The organism is Pseudomonas sp. A214 (genome assembly GCF_900156295.1).
Lineage (GTDB): Bacteria > Pseudomonadota > Gammaproteobacteria > Pseudomonadales > Pseudomonadaceae > Aquipseudomonas > Aquipseudomonas rhizophila.
In genome coordinates this window covers 3,475,315-3,490,653 of record NZ_LT707062.1, presented here as the reverse complement: position 1 = coordinate 3,490,653, position 15,339 = coordinate 3,475,315, and the positions used below count along the sequence as shown (strand labels likewise).

The 15,339-nt window shown below is 60.5% G+C and carries 11 protein-coding genes; 5 read left to right on the top strand and 6 right to left on the bottom strand.

Annotated elements, in window-relative coordinates:
• The first annotated feature begins 27 nt into the window (after nt 1-27).
• Nucleotides 28-1,521 (top strand): arginine-ornithine antiporter, encoded by a 1,494-nt coding sequence (gene arcD, locus BW979_RS15655; RefSeq protein ID WP_052915282.1) that lies wholly within the window; start codon nt 28-30, stop codon nt 1,519-1,521.
• An 88-nt stretch (nt 1,522-1,609) separates the two neighbouring features.
• On the top strand, nt 1,610-2,146 hold the full coding sequence (locus BW979_RS15650) for an Hsp20/alpha crystallin family protein (protein ID WP_047225871.1): 537 nt from the start codon (nt 1,610-1,612) through the stop codon (nt 2,144-2,146).
• A 187-nt stretch (nt 2,147-2,333) separates the two neighbouring features.
• Here BW979_RS15650 and BW979_RS15645 read toward each other — a convergent pair whose 3' ends face one another.
• The 4 genes from BW979_RS15645 to BW979_RS15630 all read right to left on the bottom strand — a co-directional run bounded on the left by BW979_RS15645 (nt 2,334) and on the right by BW979_RS15630 (nt 8,145).
• A complete protein-coding gene (locus BW979_RS15645) occupies nt 2,334-3,689 on the bottom strand; it encodes an MBL fold metallo-hydrolase RNA specificity domain-containing protein (protein ID WP_047225680.1) in 1,356 nt (451 codons plus the stop codon).
• A gap of 101 nt (nt 3,690-3,790) precedes the next feature.
• Entirely contained in the window at nt 3,791-4,681 is an 891-nt protein-coding gene (locus tag BW979_RS15640; RefSeq protein ID WP_047225679.1) for a universal stress protein, read from the bottom strand.
• A gap of 61 nt (nt 4,682-4,742) precedes the next feature.
• Complete coding sequence (locus BW979_RS15635) at nt 4,743-7,115, bottom strand: phosphoketolase family protein (RefSeq protein ID WP_076384338.1); 2,373 nt, start codon at nt 7,113-7,115, stop codon at nt 4,743-4,745.
• A gap of 136 nt (nt 7,116-7,251) precedes the next feature.
• Nucleotides 7,252-8,145 carry a universal stress protein gene (locus tag BW979_RS15630; protein ID WP_076384336.1) on the bottom strand — a complete coding sequence of 298 codons (894 nt, stop codon included), beginning with the start codon at nt 8,143-8,145 and terminating at the stop codon, nt 7,252-7,254.
• A 306-nt stretch (nt 8,146-8,451) separates the two neighbouring features.
• Between BW979_RS15630 and BW979_RS15620 the strand changes: the two genes are divergently transcribed.
• Nucleotides 8,452-9,015, top strand: a complete 564-nt coding sequence (locus BW979_RS15620; RefSeq protein WP_047225870.1) for a GNAT family N-acetyltransferase — start codon at nt 8,452-8,454, stop codon at nt 9,013-9,015.
• Between the two features lie 55 nt (nt 9,016-9,070).
• On the opposite strand, the gene BW979_RS15615 is transcribed toward BW979_RS15620, so the two are convergent.
• Entirely contained in the window at nt 9,071-9,982 is a 912-nt protein-coding gene (locus BW979_RS15615) for a universal stress protein (protein WP_047225675.1), read from the bottom strand.
• A 106-nt stretch (nt 9,983-10,088) separates the two neighbouring features.
• Nucleotides 10,089-11,333 carry an MgtC/SapB family protein gene (locus tag BW979_RS15610; RefSeq protein WP_076384332.1) on the bottom strand — a complete coding sequence of 415 codons (1,245 nt, stop codon included), beginning with the start codon at nt 11,331-11,333 and terminating at the stop codon, nt 10,089-10,091.
• Nucleotides 11,334-11,569: 236 nt separating this feature from the next.
• On the opposite strand from BW979_RS15610, the gene BW979_RS15605 reads away from it, so the two are divergent.
• Nucleotides 11,570-12,493 (top strand): universal stress protein, encoded by a 924-nt coding sequence (locus tag BW979_RS15605; RefSeq protein ID WP_076384330.1) that lies wholly within the window; start codon nt 11,570-11,572, stop codon nt 12,491-12,493.
• 45 nt (nt 12,494-12,538) lie between these two features.
• A complete protein-coding gene (locus BW979_RS15600) occupies nt 12,539-15,316 on the top strand; it encodes a cation-transporting P-type ATPase (protein WP_076384328.1) in 2,778 nt (925 codons plus the stop codon).
• Nucleotides 15,317-15,339 lie beyond the last annotated feature (23 nt).

The following is a 15,339-nucleotide window of genomic DNA, read 5'->3' as shown; positions in this document are numbered from 1 at the left end:
CCCCTTCGTCTCGTGGAGGCTTCAATCATGGCAACGCACCTGCAAGGCACTGAGCCGGTCATCCCGGCCGTCAAACCTCATCCTTTGGCCGGCAGTTTGCGAAAGGTCGAACCCAAACGCCTGTCATTGAGCCTGCTGGTTGCGCTGGTGGTGGGTTCGATGATCGGCAGCGGCATTTTCAGCCTGCCCCAGAACATGGCCTCCAGCGCGGGTGCCGGGGCTATCCTGATCGGCTGGCTGATCACTGGCGTGGGTATGCTGTCACTGGCCCTGGTCTATCAGACCCTCTCCAATCGTCAACCGGAACTCGATAATGGCGTGTTCGCCTACGCTCGTGCGCTTGGGGGTGAGTTCCTGGGCTTCAATTCGGCGTGGGGCTACTGGATCAGTGCGTGGATTGGCAACGTCAGTTATCTGGTGATTCTGTTCGCGGCGCTCAGTTACTTTTTTCCCTTGTTCGGCGAAGGCAATAACAAGGCCGCGATTGCCGGTGCGTCGGTGGTGCTGTGGTCGTTGCATTGGATGATCCTGCGCGGGATGCGCACAGCGGCCAAGGCCAACGCCCTGACCACTGTGGCCAAAGTCGTGCCCTTGCTGCTGTTCATCGGCCTGGTGATCGCTGGATTCTCCAAAGACACCTTCATGGTCGACTTTTGGGGCACGCCGGCATTGGGTAGTACCCTGGATCAGGTCAAGAGCACCATGCTGGTGACGGTCTGGGTCTTTATCGGCATTGAAGGTGCCAACGTGTTTTCCGCCCGTGCCGCCGACCGGGCGGATGTGGGCAGGGCCACGGTGATCGGTTTCGTCCTGACGTTGCTGCTGCTGATTGCCGTGTCGCTCCTGTCTCTGGGGATCCTCAGACAACCTGAACTGGCTGCCCTGAAGAACCCCTCCATGGCAGGTGTTCTGGAGGCGGTGGCCGGTCCCTGGGGTGCGGTGTTGATCAGTATCGGCCTGATTGTATCGGTCGGTGGTGCGTTGCTGGCCTGGACCCTGCTGGCAGCGGAATCGGTGTTCACGCCGGCCAGGGAAAAGGTCATGCCCCGCGCGCTGGCCTCGGAAAACCAGCACGGCGCGCCGGCCAACGCGCTGTGGATCACCAACGGCTGCATTCAGCTGTTCCTGTTGTTGACGCTGTATTCGAGCGCCAGCTACCTGGCCCTGATCTCGCTCGCCACCTCGATGATCCTGCTGCCTTATCTGTTCAGCGGCCTATACGCGCTGAAGATGACCTGGCAAGGCCAGACCTACGCCGGGCACCGCGCCCTGCAATTGCGCGACATGGCCATCGCCTTGGTCGCCACCACCTATTGCATTTGGCTGCTCTACGCCGCTGGCCCTCGCTACATGCTGCTCAGCGCCCTGCTCTATGCCCCCGGTTCGCTGATTTACCTCAGCGCCCAACGGGCCAGGACCGGGCATGCGCTCAATGGTTTCGGCTGGGGGTTGCTGCTGGTGATCTGGGTGGCGGCGATTTTCGCCGGCTGGATGCTCTGGTCCGGCCAGCTCTCGTTGTAAGGCTTGCAAGCGTGCATTGACCCGTCCGGAACCGGTCCCTGGCAATGATGCCAAGTCCCGCCCGGACATCACCAAAGAGGAAAATCAAATGTCCAATTCAGTGAAAAAAATGCCGGTCGATACCCAAGACAACACTCAACATCCGGCCAAGAATGACCTTTGGCATCCACTGGAAAAACTCCGTCAGCAGGTGGATCACCTGTTCGATGACTTCAACCGGGGTACAGGTCTTTCTCCTTTCAGTCGCGGACTGTTCGATGTCGAGCCATTCTGGCGCAGGGAGTTCTCCACGAGCCTGCCGGCCGTGGACATCAGCGAGAAGGAAAAGAGCTTTGAAATCACAGCCGAATTGCCCGGCATGGATCAGAAAGACATCGAAATCCGGCTCGCCAATGGCAACCTGATCATCAAGGGCGAGAAGAAAGAAGCCAAGGAAGAAAAGAAAAAAGGTTATCACCTGTCCGAACGCCATTACGGCTCCTTCGAACGGGTTTTCAACCTGCCAAAAGGCATCGATAGCGACAAGATCGAAGCTCAGTTCAGCAAAGGCGTGCTGACCCTGACGCTGCCTAAAAAACCGGAAGCGCTGAAAGCGGAAAAAGTCGTGCCGATCAAGGCTGACTGACGCTGTGCACCCTGCCCCTCGCCGGCCAACGACGAGGGGCTTTTTTTTTGCCTGTGCATTTAGATGTGTTGTTGAAGCTGATGGGCCGCTTCGCGAGCAGGCTCGCTCCCACAGGGGCGATGATGAACACAAATACCGCGTACACCTCAGGACCTTTGTGGGAGCGAGCCTGCTCGCGAAGGAGGCCTCAAAGCTCTACGCTGTCGCGATACTCCGGCACCGATACTGACCAGCCCAACTCATCGCGAATGCGATGGCGCAAGACATCGGACGCGTTGGGTTCGCCATGCACGACATAGGTATGCCGGGGCGGTGTCTTGAAGCCGCGCAACCATTGCATGATTTCATCGGCATCGGCATGGGCGGACAATGTTTGCATCGGCACCACTTCGGCGTTGATTGGCACGTCCTTGCCATGGATGCGCACCGCAGGCTCACCCGCCACGATCCTTGCGCCACGCGTCCCCCCGGCCTGGAACCCTGGCATCAGCAAGGTATTGATCGGGTTGGGCGCCAGGCTCTTGAGGTGAAACAACACCCGCCCTCCGGTAGCCATACCACTGGCGGCGATGATCACCGCCGGGGTGCGTTGCAGGTCCAGGTTCATGGAATCCCTGGCCGAGCGCACCGGGTGCGCGATGTGGCACATGCCCTCACACTCCTCCCTGGACAAACGATGCTCATCGCCAAAGCGTTGATACAAGCGGGTTACATCAATGGCCATGGGGCTGTTCAGGTAGATGGGGATGTCCGGGATCGCCATCCGCTGTTTCAGGCGATACAGGTGATACATCAGCAGTTGTGCCCGACCGACCGTGAACGAGGGCACCAAGGTGATGCCGCCGCGCAATGCGGTGCGGGTGATGACTTCAGCCAGTTGATCTTCGGGCGATTGGCTTGGGTGCCTCCGGTCGCCGTAGGTGGACTCAACCAATAGGTAATCCGCCTGCTCGATGGTTTGCGGGGCAAACATCACCGGGTCCTCGGGGCGCCCCAGGTCGCCGGAGCACACCAACGTAACGCCAGCGGCCTGCACCTGCACCGTGGCTGCGCCCAGGATGTGTCCCGCACGGCGCAGCACAATCCCCACCCCACGGGCGATATCCACCGGATGATCGAACGCTATCGGGCGTAACAGTTTCAGTGCCCGCTCGGCATGCTCCCGGGTGTACAACGGCATGGCAGGATCATGCTTGGAAAACCCCTTGCGGTTGGCGTATTCGGCCTCTTCCTCCTGCAAGCGGGCGCTGTCGAGCAAGAGGATCTTGACCAGTTCACAGGTGGCCGACGTGGCATAGACCGGACCGCGATAACCGTTTCGCACCAGCACTGGCAGGTAACCGCTGTGGTCCAGGTGTGCGTGAGTCAGCACGATCGCGTCCAGGTCACGCATTGGCAGTTCGAAGGGGTCCCAGTTGTGCAAGCGCAATTGTTTGTAGCCCTGAAACAGCCCGCAGTCGATCAGGATGCGTTGATCGTCATGCTCCAGCAGGTACTTGCTGCCGGTGACTGTGCCGGCCGCCCCTAGAAACGTCATGCGCATGAGCGTGCTCCTGAACAATCGATTGGCGTTCCATTGGTCGCACTATTCGCCCAGCGGGCCATTGATTTTCATCAAGGACACAGCCATGAGCACCGGTTTCTTCACACAGCCAGTACGCTGCACGACACCTGATACAAAATATGCTCCGTGGTGCTACCCAACAGCCCGTGCGAACCACCCTTCTGCGAGCGCCCCATGACCACGACATCGACCTCATGCTCCAGGGCAAACTCACTCAAGGCTGAAACCGGATGGCCCAGCACGAAGTGCCTGCGCTCGGCCGGCACGCCGAACAGGTTGGCCAGCTCCAGGAATGTTTTTTCCAGGCTCCTGCGCAGTTCATTGCTGAGCTGTTTAAGCGTCAGGCCACCTCCGCCGACATCGCCGAGATAGACCGACGAAACCTCATAGGCGTGAACCAGATGCAACTCGGCGTCGCACTGCAAGGCCAAGCCGATTGCCTCGCGAATGATCCGGTCGTTGAGCCCACTGTTTTGCGCAAAGTCGCTGGAAGGGTCCACCGCAGCAACCACTTTGCGCGGCAAGGCGTGGCCGGTGGCGCCCACCAGGTACATGGGAACCGGGCACTGGCGCAACAGACGCCAGTCCAGCGGAGTAAGGAAGGCCCGTTTGAGCAGGGGCTCGTGTTGCACCTGCTTGATCAGCAGATCAGGCTGGATTTGCGTAACGTGCTGCAGAATCTGCTCGTCCATGCCGTCGACCCAATCCACCTGCGTGGTGACCCTCAGGCCTCGGCGCCGCATCTTGTCGGCCTCCTCCTCCAGCCAGTGACGGTGGTCCTGCAGGTAATTCTGACGCGCTTCATCACGGGGCTCCTGCTCCAACAGTTTGAGAATGTCCAGTGACGGCACCAACGCAGAAACATGCAAGTGCGCCCCGCTGGCCGCCGTCAGGGCCGCTGCGTGATGAAGGGCCGGAGAGTGTCGCTGTGCCGGGTTGAGGATCAGCAGTAAGCGCTGGTACTGGCTCATGATGGATCTCCAAAAAGTCAGGGCGAACGGCGCGATGTCGAAGTCGTGACAAGGCGGACAGTCAACCCGGCGCCGGCGTCCAGCGCCAGTTCAAGACCTCGGGCATGTCCTGCCCATGTTCGATCAGGTAAAGCTGGTGCTTCTCCATGGTGGCCCAGTAGCGGTCCCGGGCGCCCTCCACCAACGGTTGCAAGCGCGGTACTCGCTGGATGACATCGAATGCCAGTTGGTAGCGATCCAAGTGATTGATGACCGCCATGTCGAACGGGGTGGTTGTGGCCCCCTCCTCCATGAAACCGCGCACATGGAAATTGTCATGGTTATGGCGCTTGTAGACCAGACGATGGATCAATGAAGGATAGCCGTGGAACGCGAAAATCACCGGTTTGTCCACGGTGAACAACTCATCGAACCCGGCATCCGGCAGACCATGGCAATGCTGTTGCGGCGGTTGCAGGGCCATCAAGTCCACCACGTTCACCACCCGCACGCGCAGATCCGGCACGTATTGGCGCAACAGTGTCACGGCGGCCAGGGTTTCCAGGGTTGGCACATCACCGGCGCAGGCCATCACCACATCCGGGTCGTCATCGTTCTGGCAGGCGAAGGCCCAGCGACCGATGCCAATGGAGCAGTGCCTGATGGCCGAATCGATATCCAGCCATTGCCACTCTGGTTGCTTGCCGGCCACGATCACGTTGATGTAATCGCGGCTCTTGAGACAGTGATCGGCCACCGACAACAGGCAATTGGCGTCCGGCGGCAAGTAGATACGCACCACATCGGCACTTTTGTTCGCCACATGATCGATAAATCCCGGATCCTGATGGGAGAAACCATTGTGGTCCTGGCGCCAGACGTGGGATGTGAGCAGGTAGTTGAGCGAAGCGATCGACGCGCGCCAGGGAATCTGCGCAGCGGTCTTGAGCCACTTGGCGTGCTGATTGAACATCGAATCGACGATATGGATGAACGCCTCATAGCAGGAGAACAGGCCATGACGGCCCGTCAGTAGATAGCCCTCTAGCCAGCCTTCACACACCTGCTCGCTGAGGATTTCCATCACCCGGCCTTCGCAGGCCAGGTTGGTGTCCCCCGTTTCAAGTGCCGCCATCCAGGTCTTGCCACTGACCTCGTACACCGCATCAAGGCGATTGGAGGCGGTTTCGTCGGGGCCGAACAGGCGAAAGTTGCCAGCCTTGAGGTTGTACTTCATCACGTCCCGGACAAAACCGCCCAACACCCGGGTGGACTCCGCCTGCACACTGCCGGGCGCGGAGAACTGCACGGCGTAATCGGTAAATCGAGGCAGCTCAAGTGACTGGAGGAGCAAGCCGCCATTGGCATGGGGATTGGCGCCCAGACGCCGATGCCCTGTGGGCGCCAGCGCCGCAATCTCCGGCAGCAATGCACCACTGGCGTCGAACAGCTCCTGTGGCCGGTAACTCTCGAGCCATTGTTGCAGTTGCGTCAGATGCATGGGCTGCTCGAAATGACTCAGTGGCACCTGATGGGCGCGCCAGGTGCCCTCGACCTGCTGACCGTCGACGAATCTCGGACCGGTCCAGCCCTTGGGCGTGCGCAGCACCAACATCGGCCACAGTGGCCGCTCCAGTTCATGTGCCGACGAGTCTGCACGGGCCGTACGCTGGATTTCGCGGATCTTGAGCAGCATGGCGTCCAGGACCATCGCCAGTTGCTGGTGAACGCTGTGGGGGTCGTCGCCTTCGACAAAATAAGGATCGTAGCCATACCCGTACATCAGGGCTGACAGCTCGTCTTCACTGATACGCGAAAGCAGCGTGGGGTTGGCGATCTTGAAGCCGTTGAGGTGAAGGATGGGCAGAACCGCACCGTCACGCCGGGGGTTGAGGAACTTGTTGGAATGCCAGCTCGCCGCCAGCGTACCGGTTTCGGCTTCACCATCGCCGATAACGCAGGCCACGATCAGGTCAGGGTTGTCGAACGCCGCACCGTAGGCGTGGGCCAGGCAATACCCCAGTTCCCCGCCTTCATGAATGGACCCTGGGATCTGCGCCGAGACATGACTGGACAACCCGTAGGGCCAGGAAAACTGCCGGAACAGGCGCAGCATCCCGTTCTCGTTCTGTTCCACCGAGGGATAACACTGGGTGAAGCTGCCCTCCAGATAGCTCTGGGCGACGATGGCCGGGCCGCCGTGTCCGGGGCCGGTGACCAGGATCATGTTCAGGTCGTGGGTCTTGATCAGGTGATTGAGGTGAACGTAAATCAGGTTCAATCCCGGCGTGGTGCCCCAGTGACCCAACAGGCGCGGCTTGACGTGGCCCAGTAGCAGCGGTTTGCGCAACAATGGGTTGTCTTTGAGGTAAATCTGCCCCACAGCCAGATAATTGGAAGCACGCCAATAGGCGTCAATGCCTTCCAGTTGGTCGGGGCTAAGAAAATCACTCATCACATTCTCCCAAAGAGGCTGGATTACCCGCGAACTGCCCTGGTCGCTTGAACCGATATCGAACGGTCTGCCACGACTGATTCTGGAGCGCTTGAACAAACCCGACTTGATTTACATCAGAGTCAACGCGCCCTGCTCATACCCTGACTGCCAACAAGCTGCCCGACACCGAATACAGGGCCCGTTCCGTCGTGCTACCGATCAGACGGTCCAGCCCAGCGCGTTGCTCGGTGCCCATCACCACCACATCAGCCTCGAACTCATCGAGGAACTCATGGATCACCGGCACCGGCAGGCCAATGACGAAATGACGGCGCTCGGGTGGAATGCTCCACCGCTCGGCCAAATTGATGAACGCCGCATGCAGCGACTCTCGCAAGGCCTCGGCAAAATCTTCATCCCAGGCCCCAGCCACCAACGAAGCCTCCCCGTTGAAGGCCGGAGACAGATCGCAGGCGTGCAGCAGATGCAGCGGGGCATTGCATTGCAGGGCCATTGCCCCGGCGGCCTCGATAATGCGCTGGTTCAAGGCGTTGGCCTGCGGATTGGCGGGGTCCACCGCCGCCACGACCCGGCGCGGCAAGCTGTGGGTGGCGCGATTGACCAGATGCACCGGCACCGGGCAATCGCGCAGCAGATGGCAGTCCAGGGGCGTCACGAAAACACGCTTGAGCAGCGGCTCAAGGGTCACATCCTTGATCAGCAAATCGGGCTGAAACTGCTCGACGTAGCGCAGGATGTCCAGTAATGGATGAGTGGTCCAGACCACATGGGTCGTCACATCCAGTCCTTGCTCCTTGAGCAGCGCCGCCTCCTCCACCATCCAGCGACGGTAGTGGTGCATATAGCGCTGAGCTGTCGCTTCATCGTTCTTTTCGCCCCACAAATGCGTGTGAGGCGGTGGTTGAACGAATGCGCACAGGTGCAAGGCCGCGCCACTGACCCTGGCCAGGGCACAGGCGCGACGCAGCGCGGCAGACGGATGCAGGTCGGCTTCAACGATCAATAGCAAACGTTGGTACTGTCCCATTACACACCTCCACTGGTCTGTTGGCCATCCGGTCCCCAGCGGTCCCTCTCTGGCATGTGCAACAGCCTGCGCTTGTCACCCCGGGGCGGCTTGATCTTTATCAACTGCATGCACATACCTGTGGGAGCAAAGCTTGCCCCCCACAGGTTTGGCTCCCACAGAAATTGCTCCCCGGCATTGATCATCGACGAGCGGATTCGCGAGCACTGATCCAGATCAGAATCGATCTGCCACGCCGGCGTAGAACAGTAGCGAATGCACGGCCTTTGCCGCGCCGAAGGTTCACACCCGATGGAGGAACGCATCATGCTCAACGTCAAAGACCACAATGAACGCGCCGCTGCCCTGTATGCCAGCATCAGCGGCAAGCACTGGATCCAGGCCCTCAGAGATGGCCGGCACGTTTTGATCAGGCCACTGAAGGAAGAAGATCGCCAGCGTGAGTATGACTTCATCAAGCGTCTGTCACCGGAGTCCCGGCACATGCGTTTCCTGGCGCAAATCAATGAGCCCGGCGCGGCCATGCTCGACCAGTTGATGGATGTCGACTGCAAGACGCGCATGGCTTACATCGCCCTGGTCCACGACAACGGCCAACTGATCGAAATCGGTGTCAGCCGCTATTGCGCTACCAGTGAACACGAATGCGAGTGCGCCGTGACCGTGGCCGATCAATGGCAGCATCTGGGGCTGGGGACGTTGTTGATGGAGCATTTGATAGAGGCGGCCCGCAAGAACGGCTATCGCCAGCTGTATTCCATCGACGCCGCCGATAACGCCCCTATGCGGGATCTGGCCCATAGCCTTGGGTTTGATACCCGCACCGACCCCGATGATGCCCGGCAGGTCATCCACCGGCTCTATCTTTAACCACAGTGCATTGCGCGGGACCCGGGGCCAGGCCCCGCGCAAGGTCACCCTGCCGTCACTCGCCCGGCTTGATTGCCCATATACTGCAAGGTGCCCGTTGCAGCACCTGCTCGGCAGTACTGCCCAAGTGCTTGTCCAGACCTCGATGCTGTGTCGTGCCCATGACAATGACGTCGCACTGATGATCGGTGGCGAATGTGCAGATGCTGCTCAGCGGCGCACCTTCGATGAAGTGACGCTGCTGCGGCGGCACGCCGTGACGCTCGGCCAGGGATTCAAACACTTCGTGCTGCGCCTGCCCCAATGCTTCATAGAGCCCAGTGGCGAGCGGGAGCGCACCCACGCCCATGTCGGCGGCGTACACCGCCGTCCAGTCGAAGGCGTGCAACAACTCAACCTGGGCGTTGCATTGATCGGCCAGTTTCACGGCGGCATCGACGATCCGGTCGTTGAACACCAGGTCCTGCTCCTCGCTGCGCAGCACATCGACGATCGCCAGGACCTGCCGGGGCCGCGGATGACGCGCGTCGGTGACCAGGTGCACCGGCACCGGACAGTCGCGCAGCAGGCGCCAGTCCATGGGTGTGAAGAAAATCCGCTTCATTGCCGGTTCAGGCTCGGCGTCCTTGATGATCAGCGCCAGTGGCATCTCTTTGACGTACTGCTGCAAGGCCTGATAAGCGTCTTTGCCCCAGACCACCTCGCTCGTCGCCTCCACTCCATGGCGGCGCGCCAGCTCAGCCTGTTGCCACAACCAGTGCCGGTGCGTTTCCAGATACCCGTCACGGGCCTTCTTGACTTGTTCTGGCGCAAAAAGACCGGCCACCGAGAGCACCTCCAGATAATCGATGGCGACGATGTGCAGGGGCAGATCCAGCGCCAGGGCCAGTTCGGTGGCGCGGTCGAACGCAGGCGAACGGGTCATGGCATCGGGTGCCAATAACAACAAACGTTGGGTCTGGGACATGGAACACCTCGGCACGTGGCGGCAGCCACTTAAAGGATTGAGGGTTCCAGAATGAACGTATGCCACGGGCAGGACTTGATCTTCATCAAACTGCCACCACACAGGCTCACAGATTCGGGAGCAGAACGCCGGCCCACATTCCCAGCGTCACCAGCACCTGGCCGGGGATGAAATACCCGGCGAAACGCCGTCCGCCACTGAGCCAGGCCACTACGCATTTACTCAGGGAATTGCTGCTCATCGCCATCAAGACCGGTATGGCGATGCCATCCAGGGGTAACAATCCGGCCTTCGCCAGGGAAGCAACAGAGGCAATTGAAGCATGAGCATCAACCAGCCCGCTGAAAACCGCCGTTACGGTTACCCCGGTCTGGCCGAACTCGGCAAGCATCGCCGACGACAGGAGCGTGATACCGGCCATCGCCAAGACTACCGTCAAGGCCAGTTTGAGGTTGAAGGCCCCGCCGCGCTTGATCGGTTCATCCGCCCGAGCCCTGGGTCGGGGAAACATCAGCATTCCGGCGTAGATCAATGTTGTCAGCAGGCCACAGAGTAGCGGACCCCACATCCAAAGCAACAGGGCCGGTTCTACGGCACCGAGGATCAGCCCTATTTGTGCCACTGTCGCCAGATTGGACAACACGGCAGCGGCGCTCAGCACCTTGAGATTGGCCGGTTCTTTCGCGGCGATGTTACCCATGGTGGCGACGGTCAGCGTGGCCGAGGCGAACCCCGAGGCAACCGCGCTGAGGGCGTAACCGTAGTGAGTGCCGAGGGTCCGCACCGCAACATGCCCCAGCGCACCCACAGCCATCAACATGACCGTCAACATACAGATGGTGCGCAGGTTGATCGCATCGTAAGGTCCGAGGAAGCGATCCGGCACCAGCGGCAGCACCACCAGCGCGGCGATCAACAGCACCAGCCCGTCACGCATTTCCGCTGCGGTCAATTGGTTGCGTGCAAAATGGTGCAGCGCCTGGCGGCTGGCGAGCAGACCGGCCATCACCACGCCAATCGCGATCGCCAGGGCCGGGGCGGTCATGCAGAGCGCCCCCAACGCCAACGCCGCGAATAACGCCACTTCGCTGGTGATACCGGGGTCCTGGTCGAGGTTTCGCCAATACGCCGCCGTGACCAGTGCCCCCAGCGCAAGCGCCACGAACCCGAGCAGCAAGACTCCGCCAGCCTGGACCGTGACATACCCCAGCAACGAGGTAATGGCAAAGGTACGCAGGCCGGCGAAGTCGCGCCGGGCGCCCTCGCCCTTGCGTCGCTCGCGTTCAAGCCCGATCAACAAGCCGATTCCGAGCGCAGCGGCGGCATTGGCAAAGCCCAGGGTTTCGCTCATGGCCTCGGTTCTATACTGAGTGTTCCGGTTGTACCTGAGTCCAGGGTAGTCCCTGGGAGGATTTCATGATCAAACATAACGCTATTGCCAGGCGCCGTGTGCATTGATGCCACGCTTCTGGCATGAGCTTGATGCAAATCAAGTGACCGATGCCCGATACGATCATGATCAAACCCTGGCTCCACGCGGCGCGAAGGCCGTCGGGTACCCATACGTCCATGCTCGGGAGGTTTGTCATGTCCACGCAATCACGTTTGATGTTGGTCGTCTCGCCGCTGATGGAACACAGTCCGGCCTTCGACCGGGCAGCGGCGCTGGCCAAGGCCGAAGGCGCCGCGCTGCACATCGTTGCCTTCGACTACCTCGAAGGCCTGGCCACCGCTAGCCTGGTCAATGAGCAGGCCCTGGAACAGATGCGCCTGGGTTACGTTGAACGCCATCGCCACTGGCTGGAAGACCAGGCCCGGCCACTGCGCAAGCTGGGCATTGAAGTCACGACCGAAGTGGCGTGGGTCGAGCGACCGCTGCAGGAGATTCTGGTCCACCTCAAGGAGCAGCCGATGGATGCCCTGATCAAGACGGTGGAGCATGAATCCTGGTTCTCGCGCCTGATGTTCACCCCGCTGGATGTGCACCTGCTGCGCGAAAGCGAAGTGCCGTTGCATTTCGTCAACAAAGTCACTCACGCCCGTCCGCGCAAGATTCTGGCGGCCATTGACCCCTTTCATCTCGACGGCCGCTACGAAGGCCTCAACGACCGGATCCTGAGCGAAGCCAACAAACTGGCCACCTCCTGCGACGCGAGCCTGGAAGTCATCTACGCCTATGACCTGTCGTCCATCACCGCCTCCGAATATGGTTTCGGCAGCGGCTCGATGTTCTTTTCTTCCACCCTGGCCCGGCAGCTCTATGAATCCCAGGGCGAGGCGTTTGACGCGTTGGCCGAGCGCAACGGCATCGCGCCGGAACAACGACGCATGGTCATGGGCGACCCGGCCAAGGTATTGGCCAGCTACGCGGCATCCCATGACATTGATGTCATTGTCATGGGGCGCGTGCGCTACAAAGGTTTGGACAAGTTGATCGGCAGCACCGTGGAAGGCCTGCTGTACAAGATGCCGTGCAGCTTGTGGGTGATTGCACCGCAGCAGTTCGATTGAACGCATGAATACCAACAGCATAATGAGCGCAGGGATAGCGGCCTGATGAACCGAGCGAGCAACGCACCGACCGAGCGGGATCCGATTCCCACAGATGTCGAGGCTTGGTACACGTTGCCTGCGCAGCAGGTGCTCGAACGGCTGGAGGTCAATGAGCACACCGGGCTGAACGATGCAGAAGTTCAAGCCCGGCTTGCGCGCACAGGCTTCAATCGCCTGCCGGAATCGGCGCGGCGACCGGCGTGGCTGCGTTTTCTGTTGCAGTTTCACAATATCCTGATTTATGTGCTGCTGGGCTCCGCGGTGATCACTGCGCTGCTGCAACACCTCTGGGATACGGTGGTCATTCTGGCGGTGGTGGTGGCCAACGCCATCATTGGCTATGTCCAGGAGGGCAAAGCGGAAAAAGCCATGGACGCGATCCGGCAGATGCTGGCGCCCCGCGCCGCCGTGATTCGTGCTGGTGAACGTTTGAGCATCGCGGGTGAAGCGCTGGTACCCGGCGATATCGTCTTGTTGGAGGCCGGCGATAAAGTCCCGGCAGACCTTCGCTTGCTGCACGCCAACAGGCTGCAGATCCAGGAAGCCATCCTGACCGGTGAATCCGCCGCCGTGGAAAAGCACACTGAACCTGTGCGCCTTGGAGCGCCCCTGGGTGATCGTGCCTGCATGGCCTTCAGTGGAACCCTGGTGACCTGTGGGCAGGCCACCGGGGTTGTCGTTGCAACCGCGACCGCCGCCGAGATCGGGCGCATCAGCAATCTGTTGTCGGAAGTCGAGACACTGACCACGCCATTGGTCCAGCAAATGAACGTCTTCGCGCGCTGGCTGACGATCCTGATTCTGCTCGTCGCCGGGCTGCTACTGGTTTACGGTCATTTTGTCGGCCATTACGCATTCAACGAAATCTTCATGGTGGTGGTGGGCATGTCGGTCGCTGCCATCCCCGAAGGACTGCCCGCCGTTCTCACCATTACCCTGGCGGTCGGGGTTCGCGCGATGGCCCGTCGCAACGCCATCGTACGCCGCTTGCCCGCCATCGAAACCCTGGGATCGGTTTCGGTCATCTGCACGGACAAGACCGGCACCCTCACCCGCAACGAAATGATGGTCGCATCAGTGGTCACCCGTGATCTGACGTTCACGGTCGACGGTGCCGGTTATCAGCCGTCGGGAAACATGAACCTGGCTGACCAGTTGATCGACACCTCCAATCACCCCACGTTAGCCGAACTGGGACGCGCCGCCGCGCTTTGCAATGACGCGGTGTTGAGACTGCACGATGCCACATGGAAGGTCGAGGGCGATCCCATGGAGGGCGCACTGCTGGCGTTTTCCGTGAAAGCTGGAATCGATGGCGAAGAAGAGCGACGCACCTGGCCCCGCACCGACGCGATTCCGTTTGACGCCAAACACCGCTTCATGGCGACGTTGCACCACAACCATGAGCGACAGGCGTCAATCTATGTAAAAGGCGCGCCGGAACAGATCCTGGCCATGTGCGCGCAGCAGCGTGGCAGTACCGGCGCCACGGAGCCGCTCAATGCTGACTACTGGCACCAACAGGCAAACACCATTGCCGGCAAAGGTCAGCGCGTGCTGGCGTTTGCCAGCCGCCCCGTGCCGTCCGAGCACACCGTTCTGGAGTTTGGCGACGTGCAGGGTTCGCTGACCCTGCTTGGCATGACAGGCATGATTGACCCGCCTCGCCCCGAGACGATCCAGGCGGTCCAGCAATGCCAGGCTGCCGGTATCGCAGTCAAGATGATCACCGGCGATCACTCCGGTACCGCCGCCGCCATCGGCGCGCAAATCGGCCTGCAAAATCCCGACAAGGTGCTGACGGGCGTCGACCTGGACGCGATGAACGACGGCACGCTCAAAGAAGCGCTCAAGGACGTGAATATCTTCGCCCGCACCAGCCCTGAACATAAGCTGCGGCTGGTGATGTTGCTGCAATCGAACGGCATGACCGTGGCCATGACCGGCGACGGGGTCAACGACGCACCCGCGCTCAAACGCGCCGACGCCGGCATCGCCATGGGTGACAAAGGCAGTGAGGCGGCAAAAGAGGCGGCGGACCTGGTACTGGCCGATGACAACTTCGCCTCCATCGTGGCCGCCGTACGTGAAGGGCGGACGGTCTACGACAACATCAAGAAAGTGCTGAGCTGGACGTTGCCCACCAACGCGGGCGAAACCATGACCATCATTGTCGCGCTGCTGTTTGGCCTCACCCTGCCGGTGACACCGATTCAAATCTTGTGGATCAACCTGATTACCGCGATCACGCTGGGTATCGCCCTGGCGTTCGAGCCGACCGAAGAAAACACCATGCGCAGGCCGCCGCGCTCAAGGCACGAGCCGTTGATAAGCGGCGCGTTGATCTGGCACATGGTGCTGGTTTCGATCCTGTTTCTTTGCGGTGTCTACGGCATTTTTACCTACGCACTCGACCGAGGCTACCCGGTGGAGTTGGCCCGCACCATCGCCGTTAACACGCTGGTGGTGATGGAAATATTCCACCTGTTCTTCATTCGCAATCTTTATGGCACGTCACTGACTTGGGAGGCTGTCAGAGGTACAAAGGTCGTGTGGCTGACCGTTGCAGTGGTAACCTTCGCTCAGTTCGCCATCACCTACGCGCCGCCCCTGCAAAGGGTGTTTGCCACTCAAGCGATCCCCTTTATGGATGGGCTATTGATTATCGCAGTGGGCATCGCGCTCTTTGCGATCATCGAAACTGAAAAACAGATTCGGCTACGGTTAACCGACCCCAAGGGCGCTACGCTCATAGTGGGACAGACCCCGAAGTCACCCTGACGCTGCGGCTGGCATGGTGTTCG

Excerpts from the sequence above, each read along its gene's own strand:
- arcD (WP_052915282.1), top strand. The coding sequence starts at position 28 with ATGGCAACGCACCTGCAAGGCACTGAGCCGGTCATCCCGGCCGTCAAA.
- BW979_RS15650 (WP_047225871.1), top strand. The coding sequence starts at position 1,610 with ATGTCCAATTCAGTGAAAAAAATGCCGGTCGATACCCAAGACAACACT.
- BW979_RS15645 (WP_047225680.1), bottom strand. The coding sequence starts at position 3,689 with ATGCGCATGACGTTTCTAGGGGCGGCCGGCACAGTCACCGGCAGCAAG.
- BW979_RS15640 (WP_047225679.1), bottom strand. The coding sequence starts at position 4,681 with ATGAGCCAGTACCAGCGCTTACTGCTGATCCTCAACCCGGCACAGCGA.
- BW979_RS15635 (WP_076384338.1), bottom strand. The coding sequence starts at position 7,115 with ATGAGTGATTTTCTTAGCCCCGACCAACTGGAAGGCATTGACGCCTAT.
- BW979_RS15630 (WP_076384336.1), bottom strand. The coding sequence starts at position 8,145 with ATGGGACAGTACCAACGTTTGCTATTGATCGTTGAAGCCGACCTGCAT.
- BW979_RS15620 (WP_047225870.1), top strand. The coding sequence starts at position 8,452 with ATGCTCAACGTCAAAGACCACAATGAACGCGCCGCTGCCCTGTATGCC.
- BW979_RS15615 (WP_047225675.1), bottom strand. The coding sequence starts at position 9,982 with ATGTCCCAGACCCAACGTTTGTTGTTATTGGCACCCGATGCCATGACC.
- BW979_RS15610 (WP_076384332.1), bottom strand. The coding sequence starts at position 11,333 with ATGAGCGAAACCCTGGGCTTTGCCAATGCCGCCGCTGCGCTCGGAATC.
- BW979_RS15605 (WP_076384330.1), top strand. The coding sequence starts at position 11,570 with ATGTCCACGCAATCACGTTTGATGTTGGTCGTCTCGCCGCTGATGGAA.
- BW979_RS15600 (WP_076384328.1), top strand. The coding sequence starts at position 12,539 with ATGAACCGAGCGAGCAACGCACCGACCGAGCGGGATCCGATTCCCACA.